Here is a 17,750-nt window from a genome sequence, read left to right as displayed (position 1 = left end):
ATGGATTTCGGGGCATTGCCACCGGAAATCAACTCGGCGCTCATCTACGCGGGCCCCGGTTCGGCGCCGCTGGTAGCCGCCGCTGCCGCATGGAATGGGCTTGCCGCAGAACTCAATTCGGCAGCGCTCGGGTACGACACGGTGACCACGCAGCTGACCGGTGAAGAGTGGTTGGGCCCGGCGTCGGCATCGATGGCCGACGCCGTCACACCGTACGTGACGTGGATGGCCAACACGGCGGCCCAAGCCGAACAATTCGCCGGCCAGGCCACGGCCGCCGCGGCGGCCTATGAGAATGCGTTGGCGGCGATGGTGCCGCCACAACTCGTCGAGCTCAACCGCGCGGAGCTGGCTCAGCTGTTGGCCACCAACGCCTTCGGCCAGAACACCAACGCGATCGCGACCCTTGAGGCGCAATACGGCGAAATGTGGGCCGTGGACGCTGCGACCATGTATCAGTATGCGGCGTCGTCGTCGACCGCGACGGGGGCGGTAACCCCGTTCAAGGCGCCGCCGGAGGTGGTCAACCCGGCGGCTTCGGCCGCGCAGGCCTCATCGGTGACCGATGCCTCCGGGACTGCGGCCGGATCGGCCCAGCAATCGATGTTGGACCTGCTTAGCAACCTGCAGGCCCAGTTGACGAACTTGGTGGGCCCCTCCAACGCCGGTCTGCTGGGGTTGAACCCCACCACACCGTTGACGCTTTCCGGAGTGACTTTCAACCCGAACTCGATGATCGGGTCGGCACTGGCCGGGATAGGTGGAAACAGCACCCTGAACCCGGCGTGGTTCATCACCGCGTTCCGGAACTTCGCCGGGCCCGCCTACAACATCGAGGGTCTGCCGTACTTCTCGACCGGCATGGCCAACACGTTGCTGTCGCTCAGCAAGGGTCTTGCGCCCGCGGCCGCATCCGCCGCGGCGGCCGCCCCGCACGCCGCGGACGCCGTCAGCGGAGCGCTGGGCTCCGGCGGTGCGGGGGTGGCGGCGAGCGTGGGCCAGGCGGCCTCGCTCGGCAAGTTGTCGGTACCTCCCGCGATCGCCGGACTGGGTCCGGCGCTCAGCAGCCATGCGGCGCCGCTCCCAGTGACCACGATCAGCGCGGCACCGGACGGGGCCGCCGGCAACCTGCTCGGGGGTTTGCCGCTCGCGGGTGTGGGGGGTGGTGCCTCTGGCGCGAGTCCCCGCTACGGGTTCCGGCCCACCGTCATGGCGCGTCCCCCGTTCGCGGGCTGACGACAGCTCGTGGGCGTGATTCCAGGTGTGCCCGTACTGCTTGCCCACCCTCGCACGGGCCGAGAACTGGCACCTCAGCGCCGCTCCGAGCGCCCCAAGGCCCGGCAAGACCGGAGTCTGTCAAGACCCGACGAACCAGGTCAGGCGCTGTTACTCTGTCGTTACAACAGTTGGATTCGTATTGCCGACCGGTGAACAAATGCCAAAACGGTGACGCCGAGCCCGACTTGTGGCCATACAGTCATCTACTCTCGTGCAGAGACCGGTGCTGGGGAGCAACTCACCGGTGCTGGGAGCATCTTCAGGAGGAAACAGCATGTCGTTTGTGACTACGCAGCCGGAGGCGTTGGCCGCGGCCGCCGCAAACCTGCAAGGTATCGGCACGACCATGAGCGCGCAGAACGCTGCGGCCGCGGCGCCTACCACTGGCGTGGTGCCAGCGGCGGCCGATGAGGTGTCGGCGTTGACCGCGGCCCAGTTCGCCGCGCACGCGCAGATGTACCAGGCGGTGAGCGCCCAGGCCGCGGCCATTCACGAGATGTTCGTCAACACCTTGGCGACGAGCTCGGGCTCTTACGCCGCCACCGAGGCCGCGAACGCAGCAGCTGCGGGCTGATCTGACGAACGGTCAGGCCCTCCACTGCCTTCCGGCCACTGGCTGGAAGGCAGTGCGCACGTCAAGGCCAAATCCGGCCGCGACATCGCCAAGCCCGAATAGCAAGATGACAGGCAAATAAGGAGACATCCAAAGTGACAGCGCGTTTTATGACGGACCCGCACGCGATGCGGGACATGGCGGGCCGTTTTGAGGCGCACGCTCAAACCGTCGAGGACGAGGCCCGTCGCATGTGGGCTTCCGCGCAGAACATCTCCGGCGCCGGCTGGAGCGGTCTGGCCTCGGCGACCTCGTTGGACACGATGGGCCAGATGAACACGGCGTTCCGCAACATTGTGAACATGTTGCACGGCGTGCGTGACGGACTCATCCGGGATGCGAACAACTACGAGCAGCAAGAGCAGGCTTCTCAGCAGTTGCTGAGCAGCTAGCGCCCAAAGCCACGGCTGCGTACGCTTTCCACGTTAGGAGAACACGTGTATGACCATTAACTACCAGTTCGCGGATGTCGATGCGCACGGCGCTCTCATCCGCGCGCAGGCCGCTTCACTGGAAGCAGAGCACCAAGCTATCGTTCGCGATGTGTTGGCTGCCGGCGACTTCTGGGGCGGCGCCGGTTCGGTGGCTTGCCAGGAGTTCATCACCCAGTTGGGTCGCAACTTCCAGGTGATCTACGAGCAGGCCAACCAGCACGGTCAGAAGGTTCAGGCCGCCGGCAACAACATGGCGCAGACCGACAGCGCCGTCGGCTCCAGCTGGGCCTAAAACCGAACTTCAGGCGCGGCAGCACACCACAGACCGGTGTGCTGCCGTCTCCTGCAGTCAAATGCCATTGATCTACTGAGGAACGTCTGAGGCAGGGATGGATCAACAGAGTACGCGCACCGATATCACCGTTAACGTTGATGGATTCTGGATGCTCCAGGCTCTCCTGGATATCCGGCACGTCGCCCCCGAATTGCGTTGCCGGCCGTACGTGTCGACCGACAACAACGACTGGCTCAACGAGCATCCGGGCATGAAAGTCATGCGCGAGCAGGGGATTGTCGTCGGCGACCAAGTCAACGAACAAGTGGCCGCCCGGCTGAGGGTGCTTGCGGCTCCCGACCTTGAAGTGGTCGCGTTGCTGTCGCGCGGCAAATTGCTTTATGGGATGGTTCAGGACGAGAACGCGCCGCCCGGATCCCGCGACATTCCCGACAACGAGTTTCGGGTGGTTCTGGCCCGTAGAGGACAGCACTGGGTATCGGCTGTCCGGGTTGGGAGCGATATCACAGTAGACGACGTTTCGGTGACCGACAGTTCCTCCATCGCAGCGTTGGTCATGGACGGATTGGAATCGATTCACCACGCCGACCCGGCGGCGATCAACGCCGTCAACGTCCCGTTGGAGGAGATGCTGGAGGCGACGAAGTCGTGGCAGGAGTCTGGCTTCAACGTGTTCTCCGGCGGTGACCTACGACGGATGGGTATCAGCGCGGCCACGGTGGCCGCGCTCGGTCAGGCGCTCTCCGATCCTGCCGCCGAAGTGGCCGTTTACGCACGGCAATACCGCGACGACGCCAAGGGGCCCAGCGCTTCCGTGCTGTCGCTGAAGGACGGATCCGGCGGGCGCATCGCGCTCTACCAGCAAGCCCGCACGGCCGGTTCCGGCGAGGCCTGGCTTGCCATCTGCCCGGCTACTCCACAACTGGTGCAGGTAGGGGTGAAGACCGTTTTGGACACTCTGCCGTATGGCGAGTGGAAAACGCATAGCAGAGTTTAACAACGCCGTTACCAAAAAAGCAGCGCAACAACATTTTTCAACATAAAGTGCGAGCTTGATGCATACACGGCATACTGCTCTAGAACCGACCGCAAAAGCGCAAAGCAATGTCCATCAGAATCAATTAGTCGCGAGGCGAGGCAAATGAATTCGGAGTCAGTCGGGCCGCCGCTATCAGCGGGCTCGCGCACCTCGGGCACCTCGGGCATCTCGGTGAGTTCACCGACAGCGCCCGCCCACGGCTTTAGCCACCAGACCACACACCAACTCACAAAGGGGGGTGCAGGACGATGACTGCAGTAGCCGATGCTCCACAGGCTGACATTGAGGGCATCTCGACACCGCGCGCGGTCGTCGTCGGCATCATGGCCGGCGAGGGCGTGCAGATCGGCGTGTTGCTGGACGCCAACGCCCCCGTCTCGGTGATGACCGAGCCCCTGCTGAAGGTGGTCAACAGTCGACTCCGCGAGCTCGGCGAGACCCCGCTGGAGGCCACCGGCCGCGGCCGCTGGGCGCTGTGCCTGGTTGACGGAACGCCGTTGCGCGCCACCCAGTCGCTGACCGAGCAGGACATCTACGACGGCGACCGCCTGTGGATTCGGTTCCTCAACGACACCGAGAAGCGCTCGCAGGTCATTGAGCACATCTCGACCGCCGTCGCCTCCAATCTCAGCAAGCGGTTCACGTCGATCGACCCGATCGTTGCGGTCCAGGTTGGCGCGTGGATGGTCGCCGGTGGTGTGGCCCTGTCCACGGGCATCTTGGCGTGGTGGCGCTGGCACCACAACACGTGGCTGACGACCATCTTCGCCGCCATTGTCGGGGTCCTGGTGTTGGGCGTGGCCGGCTTGCTGCTGATGCGCGCCAAGACCGACGCGGACCGTCGGGTTGCCGACATCATGCTGATAGGCGGGATCATCCCGGTCACCGTTGCGGCGGCCGCGGCCCCACCCGGCCCGGTCGGGTCTCCGCAAGCCGTGTTGGGCTTCGGCGTCCTCACGGTGGCTGCGGCACTGGCACTGCGCTTCACCGGTCGCCGTCTGGCGATCTACACGGCCATCGTGACGATCAGCTCACTGACGACGATTGCCGCGGTGCTCCGGATGGTCGCGGCGACCAGTGCCGTGACGCTGCTGGCCAGCCTGGTCCTGGCGTGCGTGTTCCTCTACCACGCGGCACCCTCGCTGACCCGGCGCCTGGCCGGCATCCGACTGCCGGTCTTCCCGTCTGCGACCAGCCGTTGGGTGTTCGAGGCTCGCCCGGATCTGCCCACGACCGTGGTGGTTTCCGGCGGCGGTACGCCGACCTTGGAGGGCCCGGCGTCGGTGCGGGACGTGCTTATCCAGGCTGAGCGTGCCCGCTCGTTCCTCAGTGGTTTGCTGGTCGGGCTCGGCGTGATGATGATCGTGTGCCTGACCGCGCTGAGCAATCCGCACACCAGCGAGCGCTGGCTGCCGCTGATCTTGACCACCTTCTCCGCAGGATTCCTGCTGCTACGTGGCCGTTCCTACGTCGACCGTTGGCAGTCGATCACCCTTGCCGCCACCGCCGTGATCATCGTTGCCTCGGTGTGCATCCGGTACGCGGCTGGGCTGCACTCGCCCCTGTCGGTGTCGATCACCGCAGCGATCCTGGTGCTGCTGCCCGCAGCGGGAATGACAGCGGCCGCGGTGGTACCCAACACGATCTACAGCCCGCTGTTCCGCAAGCTCGTGGAATGGTTGGAATACCTCTGCCTGATGCCGATCTTCCCGCTGGCATTCTGGTTGATGAACGTTTATGCAGCGATCCGGTACAGGTAACAGCAGGTTGCGGCGTGGTCGCGGGTCCACCGCGGCCATTGCCGCAATGCTGCTTGCATCAGGTGCGTTGGCCGGCATGCCGCCGGCTTACGCCATTACGCCCCCTCAGGTCGACCCATCCGCGCTGCCGCCGGACAGTCCTCCTGGACCGTTGGCGCCAATGAAGCAGAACTCCTACTGCACCGAGGTGGGGGTGCTGCCGGGAACCGACTTCAAAGTCCAGCCCAAGTACATGGACATGCTGAACCTCAACGAGGCGTGGCAATTCGGTCGCGGCGCCGGGGTGAAAGTGGCTGTCATCGACACCGGTGTGACGCCGCACCCGCGGTTGCCGCACCTCATTCCCGGCGGCGACTACGTGATGGCCGGCGGTGACGGATTCTCTGACTGCGATGTCCACGGCACCCTGGTGGCGTCGATGATCGCCGCGGCTCCGGCCAACGGCGCGACCGCGCCACCGGTGGCGCCGCGCAGACCCGTCACCATCCCCACCACCGAGAAGCCACCACCACCGCAAACGGTGACGTTGTCTCCGGTTCCGGCGCCCACTGTCACGGTGATCCCCGTGCCTGCGGAGCCACCCGGCGAGGGAGGGGCTCCGCCCGGACCACCGCCCGGGCCACCCAATTTCCCGCCTGCGCCGGGCGGACAGGCTCCCTCAGGCAACCGAGGCGGCGGCACGGTGACCATTCCGCGTTACAGCGGTGGCGGTCGGGTGGCCCCGGTCGACCACCCGCGTCCTCTCGCGCCGACGACGACGACTCCGTCGCCGTCGACAACGGGCACCTCTAGCCCGACGTCGCCAACCTCGAGTTCCCCGGCGCCACCGCCGCCGCCGGCGGCCAGTCCAGCCGAGCCGCCGGCCGATGCGTTCGTCGGCATCGCACCGGACGTCGAGGTGATCTCGATTCGTCAGTCAAGCCAGGCGTTCGGGCTCAAGGACCCCTACACGGGCGACGAAGACCCGCAAACGCAGGCCAAGATCGACAACGTCCAGACAATGGCCCGCGCGATCGTGCATGCTGCCAACATGGGAGCGTCGATCATCAACATCTCCGACGTGACCTGCATGAGCGCGCGCAACCCCATCGACCAACGTGCGTTGGGTGCCGCGGTTCGCTACGCGGCGGTCGAAAAGAACGTGCTCATCGTTGCGGCCGCAGGGGACAGCAGCAAAAAGGACTGTAAGCAAAATACGATCTACGATCCGCTGCAGCCCAACGATCCTCGGGCCTGGGCGTCGGTGACGACGGTGGTGACACCGGACTGGTTCCATGAATATGTGCTCAGCGTGGGTGCCGTGGATGCCAAGGGGCAGGCGCTCAGCAACATGAGCATCGCCGGCCCGTGGGTCTCGATTTCCGCGCCGGGCACCGACGTGGTTGGGCTTTCGCCGCGTGACGACGGCCTGATCAACGCGATCGACGGTCCGGACAACACGTTGCTGGTTCCCGCCGGTACCAGCTTTTCGGCTGCAATCGTTTCCGGGGTCGCTGCGCTGGTGCGAGCGAAATTCCCGGAGCTGTCGGCATACCAGATCCGAAATCGGTTGATCCACACGGCCAGGCCGCCCGCGCGTGGCGTGGACAACCAGCTCGGCTACGGTGTAATCGACCCGGTGGCAGCATTGACCTGGGATGTTCCCGATGGCCCGGCGCAACCTCCGAGGCAGCTATCGGCACCGCTGGCGTTGCCGCAGGATCCCGCTCCGCGCGACATGGTGCCGGTGTGGGTAGCTGCCGGGGGTCTGACAGGGGCACTACTGATAGGTGGCGCAGTGTTCGGTACAGCAACATTGATGCGACGATCGCGGAAGCAACGATGAAGGCTCAGCGCAGATTTGGACTGGCGTTGTCGTGGGCGCGGCTCACGGCCGTGTTCTTGGTCGATGTGCTCATTCTGGTCATCGCCAGCCACCTCCCGGAGTCGTGGCAAGGCGAGAACCGCATCGCGTGGTGGGTAGGTGTCGGCATCGCCGTGCTGGTGACGTTGCTGTCGGTCGTCACCTACCACGGCATCACGGTGACCTCTGGCCTCGCCTCCTGGCTGTGGGATTGGTCCGCTGACCCGGGCACTGCCCTGGGCGCAGGGTGCACACCGGCGGTCGACCACAAGCGCAAGTTCGGACGCGACAGCATCGGGGTGCGCGAATACCGCGGCCAGCTGGTTTCGGTCATCGAGGTGGACGGTGGCGAGGGCGACCCGACGGGCAGACATCGTCATTGGACCCCGGCGACGGCCGGAGTGCCGCTGACCGCCGTGGCGGATGGCCTTCGCCAATTCGACATCCACCTCGACGGCATCGACATCGTGTCCGTCCAGCTGCACGGCGGCGTCGATGCGGCCAAAGCCTCAGCCTCGCTCGGTGAGTGGGGACCGGAGGAGTGGGACCGGGTGGGCGGCCAAGGCGTCGCCAACCGGCGCCGCACCTGGTTGGTGTTGCGAATGAACCCGCAGCGCAACGTGGAGGCGGTGGTCTGCCGCGATTCGTTGGCGGCGACGCTGGTGGCAGCGACCGAGCGGTTGGTCCAAGACCTCGACGGGCAAAGTTGCGCGGCGCGGGCGTTGACCGCCGACGAGTTGGGCGAAGTCGACAGCGCCGTATTGGCGGACTTGGAACCGACCTGGAGCCGTCCGGGCTGGCGCCACCTCAAGCACTTCAACGGCTTCGCCACGAGTTTCTGGGTGTCGCCGGCCGACATCGGTCCTGAGCTGCTGAATCAGGTGTGGCTTGCCGAGCATCCAGAGGTTGGCGCTACGGTGCTTACCGTGAGATTGACGACGCGTTCAGGACGGCCACAGGTGTCTGCATGGGTTCGTTATCACAGCGATGCCCGTTTGCCCAGAGAAATTACGTCTGGGCTGAACCGGCTCACGGGTCGCCAGCTGGCCGCGGTCCGCGCCAGCCTGCCCGCTCCTTCGACGCGGCCGCAGCTGGTCCTGCCCAGCCGTGACCTTCGCGACCACGATGAGCTCGTGTTGCCCGTGGGCAGCGAGCCGGAGCACGCAACGAGTTCAGCAACAACCCAATGACGCGCGCGCAGTCTGCTGCCGAAGACGCCCGCAACGCGATGGTCGCCGGTCTGCTGGCTTCCGGCATTTCGGTCAATGGGCTGCAACCCAGCCATAACCCGCAGGTTGCCGCGCAAATGTTCGCGACGGCGACAACGCGCGATCCGGGGATGTGCGATGCCTGGTTGGCTCGGATACTGGCGGGCGATCAGAGCATCGAGGTGCTTGCCGGTGCATGGGCCGCGGTCCGCACGTTCGGTTGGGAAACCCGCCGGCTCGGCGTAACCGATCTGCAGTTCCGTCCCGAGGTTTCCGACGGGTTGTTTCTTCGCCTGGCCGTTACCAGTGTTGATTCGCTCGCTTGCGCCTATGCAGCGGTCTTGGCCGAAGCCAAGCGCTACGCGGAAGCGGCCGAATTGCTGGACAAGACCGACCCGCGGCATCCTTTCGACGCGGAGCTGGTCCGGTATGTCCGTGGGGTCCTGTACTTCCGCACCAAGCGCTGGCCAGATGTGCTGAACCAATTCCCTGAGGCGACCACCTGGCGTCACCCCGAGCTCAAGGCCGCCGGAGCGGCCATGGCGACCACGGCACTGGCCTCCCTCGGGGTCTTCGAGGAGGCCTACCGGCGCGGGCAGGAGGCGATCGAGGGGGACCGGGTACCCGGTGCAGCGAATATCGCCCTGTACACGCAGGGCATGTGCCTGCGGCACGTCGGGCGCGAAGAGGAAGCGGTCGAATTGCTGCGCCGCGTCTATTCGCGCGATGCGAAGTTCACCCCGGCGCGAGAAGCCCTCGACAACCCGAACTTCCGGCTGGTGGTCACCGACCCGGAGACCATTGAGGCGCGGACAGACCCGTGGGATCCGGACAGTGCGCCTACCCGCGCGCAGACCGAAGCGGCCCGCCACGCCGAGATGGCGGCCAAGTACCTGGCCGAGGGCGATGCCGAGCTCAACGCGATGCTCGGCATGGAGCGCGCCAAGAAAGAAATCAAGCTCATCAAAGCGACGACCAAGGTGAACTTGGCCCGAGCCAAGATGGGCCTGCCGGTTCCGGTGACGTCGCGCCACACCCTGCTGCTGGGACCGCCTGGGACAGGAAAGACGTCGGTCGCACGGGCCTTCACCAAGCAGCTGTGCGGACTCACCGTCCTGCGTAAGCCGCAGGTGGTCGAGACCAGCCGCACCAAGCTGCTGGGCCGGTACATGGCCGATGCGGAGAAGAACACCGAGGAGATGCTCGAGGGCGCACTCGGCGGTGCGGTCTTCTTCGACGAGATGCACACCCTGCACGAGAAGGGTTACTCCCAAGGTGACCCGTACGGCAACGCGATCATCAATACGCTGCTGCTGTACATGGAGAACCATCGTGACGAGCTCGTCGTGTTCGGCGCGGGCTACGCCAAAGCGATGGAAAAAATGCTCGAAGTGAATCAGGGTCTGCGACGGCGCTTCTCGACCGTGATCGAGTTTTTCAGTTACACCCCCGATGAGCTGATCGCGCTGACGTTGTTGATGAGTCAGGAAAACGAGGACATCCTCACCGAGGAAACCGCGCAAATATTGTTGCCGTCCTACACGAAGTTCTACAACGACGAGACCTACTCCGAGGACGGGGACCTGATCCGCGGTATCGACGTGCTCGGTAATGCCGGGTTCGTGCGCAACGTGGTGGAGAAGGCCCGCGACCACCGCAGCTTCCGCCTCGACGACGACATCCTCGACGAAGTGCTGGCGAGTGACACCGTCGAGTTCACCGAGGCCCAACTTCGTCGGTTCAAGGAGTTGACCAGCGAAGATCTCGCCGAGGGTCTGCGCGCCGCCGTTGCGGACGTGAAGGCAACGTAAGCGCCATCCAGCTAATCTCAACGGGTGACCCGTCGACTTGGCTGGCAACTTTTTTGATCCACCTGCGGCCACCTGTGTTCGCTGAGGTCGGATCGCCCGTTATGCCCGCCTCGAGTGTTCGTGCACCGGACGGGAACGAAACGCTAAGAACCCTCCGGTGAGCCCGTGACGTGCGCTTACCCGTCGAAAGCTGCGCTGCGATGGGTGGCCGCCGACACAAGTTCGCCACTGGGCCCGACACGCTGGAGAGGCGGGTTACGGCTAACTAGCCTTCCTGCTCGGTCTTTGGCGGATACGCTGTTTGCAGTCGATTTTCGGAGCTGCGGGTAACAGCGCCTGGCAAAGTTGGCTGGGTCATTGCGACCCGCTTTGCGCAAACCGCGGCGTGCCCATGTGCCCGGACCGTGACGGGAGGTGGGACTCGGACCAACTCAGCCAACGAACCACCATGCACAATCGATGACCGTTTATTTCCGGCCCGGTCACGGCGCTCTCCCGCCGTCTGAACCGGTCGATGCGAGTACCCGATGAGCGCTGCGCCATCAAGCGCGGAAGCTGGCGGCAGTATCCCCGAGACCATCACAGCGGCCAGGCGGCGGCGGAGTCCCTGGCGGGGTTGGACCAATCCGTAAGGAAGTCCAATGTCTTCAGATTCTTTGCCTTTCTTTGCCACCGGGGTATTGGCCTCCGGCGGAACACAATTCGCGATTGCAGCCGGATAGGGGGTGGTGACCATGGACTACGGTGCCCTGCCCCCCGAGATCAATTCACTGCGCATGTATGCCGGACCCGGCTCCTCTTCGATGCTGGCGGCCGTGACCGCCTGGGACGGGCTCGCCGCGGAGTTGCGGTCGACCGCAGCCCTGTACGACACCGTTATCTCGATCTTGACCGGCGACGAATGGTTGGGGCCCGCGTCGGCATCGATGTTGGCTGCGGTCACGCCGTACCTGACGTGGATGAACCTCACCGGGATGCAGGCTGAGCAGACGGCCCGGCAAGTGGCGGCCGCAGCGGCAGCGTTCGAGGCCGCACACGCGGCTACCGTGCCACCGCCGGTGATCGCCGCCAACCGCGCCCAGCTGCAGGTGTTGGTCGCCACCAACATGTTCGGCCAGAACACCCCGGCGATCGCGGCCACCGAGGCCGCTTATGGCGAGATGTGGGCGCAAGACGCCGCGGCCATGTACGGCTATGCCCTCAGCTCCGCCGCTGCCGCAACGCTGGCACCGTTCACCCAACCGGCGCCGACTACGAATCTGGCCGGGCAGTCCGAACAGGCCGAAGCCGTCACGCAAGCTGCCGCCAGCGCCGCGGCCACCCTCACCCAGACCGAGTTGCCGCAGCTGATGTCATCAGTGCCGAGTTCGCTGCAAGGGCTCGCCTCGCCGGCGGCGGCTTCGGACATCCTCGCAAACCTGGACCCGGGGGGGTTGCTCGCCGGCATCCTGAACTTCCTCGACGGCAACGATGGAAACCCGTACGGCGTCTTCCTGAACTCCACGTTGGTCAACGGGTTCGTTTCCGCTGGCTACGTCAGTCCCGCCGTCATCGGTCCGGCCGTCTGGGCGGCGATGGCCGACATCAACGCGGTCGCGCTCGGCGCACAGCAGGGCGCCGGCCTTCCGCCGATGGGTTCCGGATCCGGCAATCCGAGCTGGATTCCGGGCTCGCCGGCCAACCCCGCCAGCCCCGAGAGCCTGCCGCCGCTGGGCGAGTTCACCGCCGCCCGCGGGGTGTCTGCCGGTCTGAACCAGGCGGCGGTGGTCGGGCGTTTGTCGGTGCCGCAGACCTGGACCGCTGCCACCGCGGTGGCGAATTACGCCGGAACGGCGGCACCAGGCGGCGGTTGGACCAGCACCGCCGTCGTCCCGGAGGCTGCCGCTGCGGGGATGCCGGGCGTACCGGGCATGCCGGGCGCAGGCATTTTCGGTAACGGCTACGCGAACAACGCGCCGCGTTATGGATTTCGCCCGACCATCATGGGACGCCCGCCGGCCGCTGGCTGACAGGGGATATTCCCGCGACATTGGCTGACGCTGCGTTGCTGAAGCGCGGCCGGCGAAGCCAGTAGCCCGACGTGTTCGGTCGAAGGTCGATTAGAGGAGGTGCAGGCAATGGATTTCGGGGCGCTCCCGCCTGAAATCAACTCCCTGCGCATGTATTCGGGCCCAGGGTCGGCGCCGATGCTGGCGGCGATGACGGCCTGGGATGAAGTTGCTGCCGAAATGCACTTGGCCGCAACGGCATACGACTCGATTATTTCGACCTTGATCAGCGACGGGTGGCTGGGGTCGGCATCGACCGCGATGGCGGCCTCCGTGGCCCCGTACGTGACCTGGATGAGCCTCACCAGCATGCAGGCCGCCCAGACCGCACATCAGGCCGCCGCGTCCGCTGCGGCGTTCGAGGCCGCCTTCGCCATGACGGTGCCGCCTGCGGTAATTGCGGCCAACCGCGCGCGCTTGATGGTGCTGGTGGCAACCAACTTCTTCGGCATCAACACCCCGGCCATCGCGGCCACCGAAGCCGAATACCTCGAAATGTGGGCTCAGGATGCGACGGCAATGTACGCGTATGCGGCCGTTGCCGCGGAGGCCGCATCCCTCATGCCGTTCACTGAACCCGCACAGACCACCAACCCGTCCGGGCAGAGCGGCCAAGCCGCAGCGGTCACCCAGGCGGTCAACACGGCGGCGGGCAACGTCACCCAAACACAGCTGCCGCACTTGATGTCCGCGGTGCCCGCCGCCCTGCAAGAACTGGCGTCACCGGCCGAGGCATTCCCCGGCGAAGGACTGCTGGTCGAGATCCTGGATTTCCTGGACGGCAGCTTCGGAAACGCCTACGGGGTCTTTCTCAACTCCAATCTTGTGAACGGTTTCACTTCGGCGGGCTACGTGGCTCCGGCCCTGATCTCACCCGCCGTCACCGATGCAATCGCCGACATCGCCGGCATCGCCCAGGACGCACAGGTGGTCAACGACATACCCGTCCTCGGCCCGGACCGTGGTGATGTTGCCTGGACCCCGGCAATAGTCGCGCGCTCGGGACTCGGGGGAGTCGCCGGCTCCATGAACCAGGCCACGTTAGTGGGACGGTTGTCCGTTCCGCCCAGTTGGGCCGCAGCCGTCGACGTCGTCAAGCCTGGTGCGAGCGCACTTCCGGCCGCCGGCATTGCCGATGCCGCCGCCGAGGCGGGCGCCGGGGTTCCTGGCGTTCCCGGTATGCCGGGGCCCGGGATGTATGCCCGCCACTACGGCAACGGACCGAAATACGGATTCCAGCCCAGGATCATGGGCCGCCCACCGGCCGCCGGCTGAGCAGCCACGAGTCCCGAAATGCAACGTGGCAAAGGGGTTTTCGTGTCTGCTCGCCGAGACTGGGGTGGGACACGGGGGTAGGGAAGTTGACGCCGGTCGTAACGAGTGCCACTATGGCCTTTGCATGCACCTCGCTAGGTGAGGCGTCTGCACGGACATAGGCCACTGACCTCGAACGTCGAAAGACGCCCAGGGTCAGGACAGCTCTTCCCGGCTTAAGGGTTGAGCCCAAGTGGCTTCCGGCAAGGCCGGATACGCCGTGTGGTGCCAAAGCTCTGACGAGAGGGGTGCCGCACCCGGTGTTTCCGCCGGGTCCTCATCCCTTGTGCTGCGTGTACTGTGGCATCCCCGTGTGCCCTGGCCCTGAGGAGGTGAGAGCGAGATGAGTACCGACGATAGTCCATATCCCAAATCGACGATCATTTCGTTCCGATCCGACCTCGGCGCCGTCTTCGCAATCTAAAGCGGCTTAACGCGATTCGCCGATCCCCGCGCGCTCGCTGTCGTGCGGCCGCGTAGTTCGCATGCGCGAAAACGCCTCAGATCCAGCGATATTGGCCCGAGCTCGGTCTTCCATGCAATACACCAGGGGGAAGTCCGATGTCGTACGTAACCACTCATCCAGAAGCCTTGGCGCTGGCCGCCGGTCAGCTGCACAGCGTCGGGTCGGCCATGGCCGCGCAGGACGCTGCGGCCGCTCCGATGACGACGAGCCTCGCCCCAGCTGCCACTGATCCGGTATCCACCTTGACCGCAGCACAATTCAGTGCCCACGCCGCGTTGTACCAGGCGGTGAGCGCCCAAGCGGCGGCAATCCACGAAATGTTCGTCGCGACACTCGACGCGGCCGCTGGCTCGTATGCGGCCACCGAAGCCGCCAACGCCATCACGACCAGGTAAGCAAGGGGGACCAATGATGATCGCCACATTGGACTTTGCCGCACTGCCGCCCGAAATCAACTCCGCGCGCATGTATTCCGGAGCCGGATCGGCGCCGATGTTGGCCGCAGCCTCGGCCTGGAAGGGTCTGGCCGCCGAATTGCGCTCCACCGCATTGTCTTACGAATCAGTGCTGTCAGGGCTCGCCAACGAAGAATGGCACGGCCCGGCGGCTGCATCGATGGCTTCCGCAGCGGCGCCCTACGTCGCCTGGATGAACGCGACGGCCGCCCAGGCCGAACAGACCGCGATGCAGGCTGAGGCCGCCGCGGGCGCCTTCGAGGCCGCGTTCGCGGCGACCGTTCCGCCAGCCCTGATCGCGGCCAATCGCGCCCAGCTGGCGGCGCTGATCGCCACCAACATCCTGGGTCAAAACACCCCGGCCATCGCCGCGACGGAGGCCGAGTACTGCGAGATGTGGGCGCAGGACGCCGCGGCCATGTACGGGTACGCCGGTTCTTCAGCCGCGGCCGCCGAGCTGAGCCCGTTCGTCCAGCCACATGACATGACGACCGCCAGCGGTTTGGCGACCCAGGCGGCCGCGGTCAGCCAGGCTACCGGCAGTTCGGCCGCCAGCCAGCAGGGCACCCTGGCGGAGTTGATGGCTGCGGTTCCCGGCGCTCTGCAGGGACTCGCGGGATCCGGCAGCGCGACCTCGTTGCCGGACATTGCGAATCTGCTGCTCACGGGATCGGGTCCGTCGTGGTTGTCCGGCTTCTGGGCTCAGTGGGGGCCCAACGCCAATGTCTGGAACACCATCACGTCAACCGGGGCTCTGACCCCCGGCGCCACGGTCGGGACCCTGTCGAGTTTGTTCGGGACGTCCGCGATCGGTGGCGTGGCGGAGGCCGCGGAAGCGGCGACTCTTCCCGGCGGTCTCGGTACCGCCGCGGCCAGCCAGCTGGGACCCGCGGGCGGCCTCGGGTCCGTCGTCGCTGGGGCGGGGAACGCTGGCAGCGTCGGCAAGTTGGCCGTGCCGCCGAGTTGGACGGCTGCGGCGCCGCTGGCCAGCCCTCATGCCGCGGTGCTGGGCGGCACGCCGATGGTTGCGCCGCCCCCGGTGGGTACACCCGGCATGCCGGGAGTGCCGCTGGGCAATGTCGCCGGCGAACCCTACGGCCGCGCGGTCCCGCAGTACGGGTTCCGCCCCCTCGTCGTCGCACGACCGCCCGCCGCGGGGTAGCGCGGGGCTGATGGCCCGCCCCAGGAATCTCTTTCAGCAAGCTCCCAGTTACTGAGCAGGCGCACGACAGCGGATTCGGCCGACGGTCTTCTAACGTTTTACTTACGTTGTCGCTGACGTTAGGAGATTCCCGCGATGAGGGTCAGCCACCAAGACGGCGAGGCCGGTTCCCTCGACGCCCGTGTGCTGCCGCTCGTGCCACGGCTTTCGTTCGCCGACTCCTCGTGAGTTGCGCGCAGGCGTCACCGGGCACACCCGTGACCTGATTTTGGTATTCAGTCCGCAATTGGCTCTATCTAAATTATCGATGGCCGAAGCTTCGAATTGCTGTTTCGATTTGCAACCGAGGCCGTTCATTCGATGACTAATGAAATTTTAAACAGGTTCTGACCACTATGTTTGATTTTGATAGATGTTAGCTGTCAGCAGATCTCACCGGCATCGCAGAAGCGCAGACATTTCTTGTTTACATCGGCATTACTTAACGGGAACTCCCGCAAAATAATCGTCCCGGAACCTAATAGAAGATCAGACAGGGGGGTCTGAAACAGGCAAACAGCCCGGGGTCATCGAGCCGGCGCATTACCCCGATACATCTCAATACCAGATGCATCGAGAAGTTCCATTCCAGCTTGTCGTCGAGGGTTCGCAGCGACCCGCCACGACGACCATCGACGGATCAAGAGGTACACAGATGGATTACGGAGCGCTGCCGCCCGAAATCAATTCCGGGCGCATGTATACGGGTCCGGGCGCGGGGCCGATGCTTGCGGCCGCGGCGGCTTGGGACGAGTTGGGCGCCGAATTGCATTCCACCGCAGTGGCTTACGCCTCAGTCATCGAGAGCCTAACGGCCGGAACCTGGTTGGGCCCGACGTCGATCAGCATGGCGGCCGCCGCGGGGCCCTTCGTGTCGTGGCTCTCGGCCACCGCTGCCCGCGCCGATCAGGCTGCGGCACAGGCGAATACGGCTGCGGCAGCGTACGAGGCCGCCTTTATGGCGACCGTTCCTCCGCCTGTCATCGAAGCCAATCGCGCCCTGCTGCTCACGCTGATCGCCACCAACATTTTCGGCCAGAACACCCCCGCGATCGCGGCGACCGAGGCCCAGTACATGGAGATGTGGGCACAGGACGCCACGGCGATGTACGCGTACGCGGGCTCGTCGGCCGCCGCGTCGCAGCTGACGCGGTTTTCCGAGCCGCCGCAGACCACCAACGCGGCGGGCCAAGCGGCTCAGGCCGCGGCGGTATCGCAGGCTTCGGGCGCCGCCGGCTCCGACGTAACCACGCAGCTGTCCCAGTTCATCAATTCGTTGCCCACCGCCTTACAGGGGCTGGCCAGCACCATCGGGTCATCGCCGACGGCGGGATCGACCTCGTTCCTTCCCGGACTTGCCCTGCCGCAACTCGCAAATGCGACACTGCCGCCGGGCATCGCGGGCGACCTGGCGAATTTCAACACGATCTTCTCGACCCTGACCGGGCCGTTCTCCCTGCAGGGCTTCTCGTCCATCCCTGGCGGCCCCTTCCTGTCGTTCGGGCAGGTATACAGCTACGCGCAGAACGGGCAGGCGCTGCAGTCCTTTTTCACTCCTGCGGCGCCCATCAAAGGGACGCTGGCGCCGATCGCCGAGGGGATCGCGGCCAATCTGTCTTCTGCGAGTTCGGCTGGCGGAATCTCGGGGGCCATGGGCCACGCGGTACAGGTGGGCAGCATGTCGGTGCCCCAGGGCTGGACCACCGCGGCCCCGGCCCTGCGGTCGGTCGCCTCGACACTGTCGGCAAATCTGGCGGCGGCAGCTCCGGCGGCCTCCACCACAGGAGAGGCCGGCGTTTTCAGCGAGATGGCGATGTCAGCCCTGGCGGGACGTGCGCTCGGTGCCACCGCGGTGGGCTCCGGAAGCAGCGGTGCGGCCATGAAGGTGCTGGGCGGAGTCGTCGCGGAAGCCGACCCGGCCGCAGCCATGATCTTCGTCCTGCCGCCGATGGAGGACTGACCGTGCCGACCATTCAGACGCGCAC

The 17,750-nt window shown here is 65.7% G+C and carries 14 protein-coding genes and 1 riboswitch; all 14 genes read left to right on the top strand.

What is annotated here, in order from left to right; all coding sequences use genetic code 11:
• Positions 1-1,236: a PPE family protein gene (locus tag BST27_RS07325; protein WP_069418429.1), complete on the top strand. Its 1,236-nt coding sequence runs from the start codon at positions 1-3 to the stop codon at positions 1,234-1,236.
• Positions 1,237-1,552: 316 nt separating this feature from the next.
• Complete coding sequence (locus BST27_RS07320; protein ID WP_012394388.1) at positions 1,553-1,852, top strand: type VII secretion system ESX-5 target PE19; 300 nt, start codon at positions 1,553-1,555, stop codon at positions 1,850-1,852.
• Positions 1,853-1,986: 134 nt separating this feature from the next.
• Positions 1,987-2,283: a WXG100 family type VII secretion target gene (locus tag BST27_RS07315; protein WP_139805050.1), complete on the top strand. Its 297-nt coding sequence runs from the start codon at positions 1,987-1,989 to the stop codon at positions 2,281-2,283.
• Between the two features lie 49 nt (positions 2,284-2,332).
• Complete coding sequence (locus BST27_RS07310; protein ID WP_069418427.1) at positions 2,333-2,617, top strand: WXG100 family type VII secretion target; 285 nt, start codon at positions 2,333-2,335, stop codon at positions 2,615-2,617.
• Between the two features lie 97 nt (positions 2,618-2,714).
• On the top strand, positions 2,715-3,617 hold the full coding sequence (locus BST27_RS07305; RefSeq protein WP_069418426.1) for an ESX secretion-associated protein EspG: 903 nt from the start codon (positions 2,715-2,717) through the stop codon (positions 3,615-3,617).
• Between the two features lie 290 nt (positions 3,618-3,907).
• Complete coding sequence (eccD, locus tag BST27_RS07295) at positions 3,908-5,419, top strand: type VII secretion integral membrane protein EccD (protein ID WP_069418424.1); 1,512 nt, start codon at positions 3,908-3,910, stop codon at positions 5,417-5,419.
• Complete coding sequence (gene mycP / locus BST27_RS07290) at positions 5,397-7,244, top strand: type VII secretion-associated serine protease mycosin (RefSeq protein ID WP_069418423.1); 1,848 nt, start codon at positions 5,397-5,399, stop codon at positions 7,242-7,244. The genes eccD and mycP overlap by 23 nt, the downstream gene beginning before the upstream one ends.
• Entirely contained in the window at positions 7,241-8,452 is a 1,212-nt protein-coding gene (gene eccE / locus BST27_RS07285) for a type VII secretion protein EccE (protein ID WP_069418422.1), read from the top strand. Before mycP ends, eccE begins: the two co-directional genes overlap by 4 nt.
• Positions 8,449-10,281: a type VII secretion AAA-ATPase EccA gene (gene eccA / locus BST27_RS07280; RefSeq protein WP_069418421.1), complete on the top strand. Its 1,833-nt coding sequence runs from the start codon at positions 8,449-8,451 to the stop codon at positions 10,279-10,281. The genes eccE and eccA overlap by 4 nt, the downstream gene beginning before the upstream one ends.
• Before the next feature lie 734 nt (positions 10,282-11,015).
• The gene (locus BST27_RS07275) at positions 11,016-12,290 is read left to right on the top strand and encodes a PPE family protein (RefSeq protein WP_069418468.1); all 1,275 of its coding nucleotides are present in this window, start codon (positions 11,016-11,018) and stop codon (positions 12,288-12,290) included.
• A gap of 108 nt (positions 12,291-12,398) precedes the next feature.
• On the top strand, positions 12,399-13,604 hold the full coding sequence (locus tag BST27_RS07270; RefSeq protein WP_069418420.1) for a PPE family protein: 1,206 nt from the start codon (positions 12,399-12,401) through the stop codon (positions 13,602-13,604).
• A gap of 123 nt (positions 13,605-13,727) precedes the next feature.
• A riboswitch (M-box (ykoK) riboswitch) is annotated at positions 13,728-13,898 on the top strand.
• 306 nt (positions 13,899-14,204) lie between these two features.
• Entirely contained in the window at positions 14,205-14,504 is a 300-nt protein-coding gene (locus tag BST27_RS07260) for a PE family protein (protein ID WP_069418419.1), read from the top strand.
• A 16-nt stretch (positions 14,505-14,520) separates the two neighbouring features.
• Positions 14,521-15,726, top strand: a complete 1,206-nt coding sequence (locus tag BST27_RS07255) for a PPE family protein (protein WP_069418467.1) — start codon at positions 14,521-14,523, stop codon at positions 15,724-15,726.
• Between the two features lie 694 nt (positions 15,727-16,420).
• Positions 16,421-17,725 carry a PPE family protein gene (locus tag BST27_RS07250; protein ID WP_069418418.1) on the top strand — a complete coding sequence of 435 codons (1,305 nt, stop codon included), beginning with the start codon at positions 16,421-16,423 and terminating at the stop codon, positions 17,723-17,725.
• The last annotated feature ends 25 nt before the right edge of the window (positions 17,726-17,750 follow it).

It is taken from the genome of Mycobacterium intermedium (assembly GCF_002086275.1).
GTDB classification, from domain to species: Bacteria; Actinomycetota; Actinomycetes; order Mycobacteriales; family Mycobacteriaceae; genus Mycobacterium; species Mycobacterium intermedium.
This window is presented reverse-complemented; position numbering and strand designations above follow the sequence as displayed.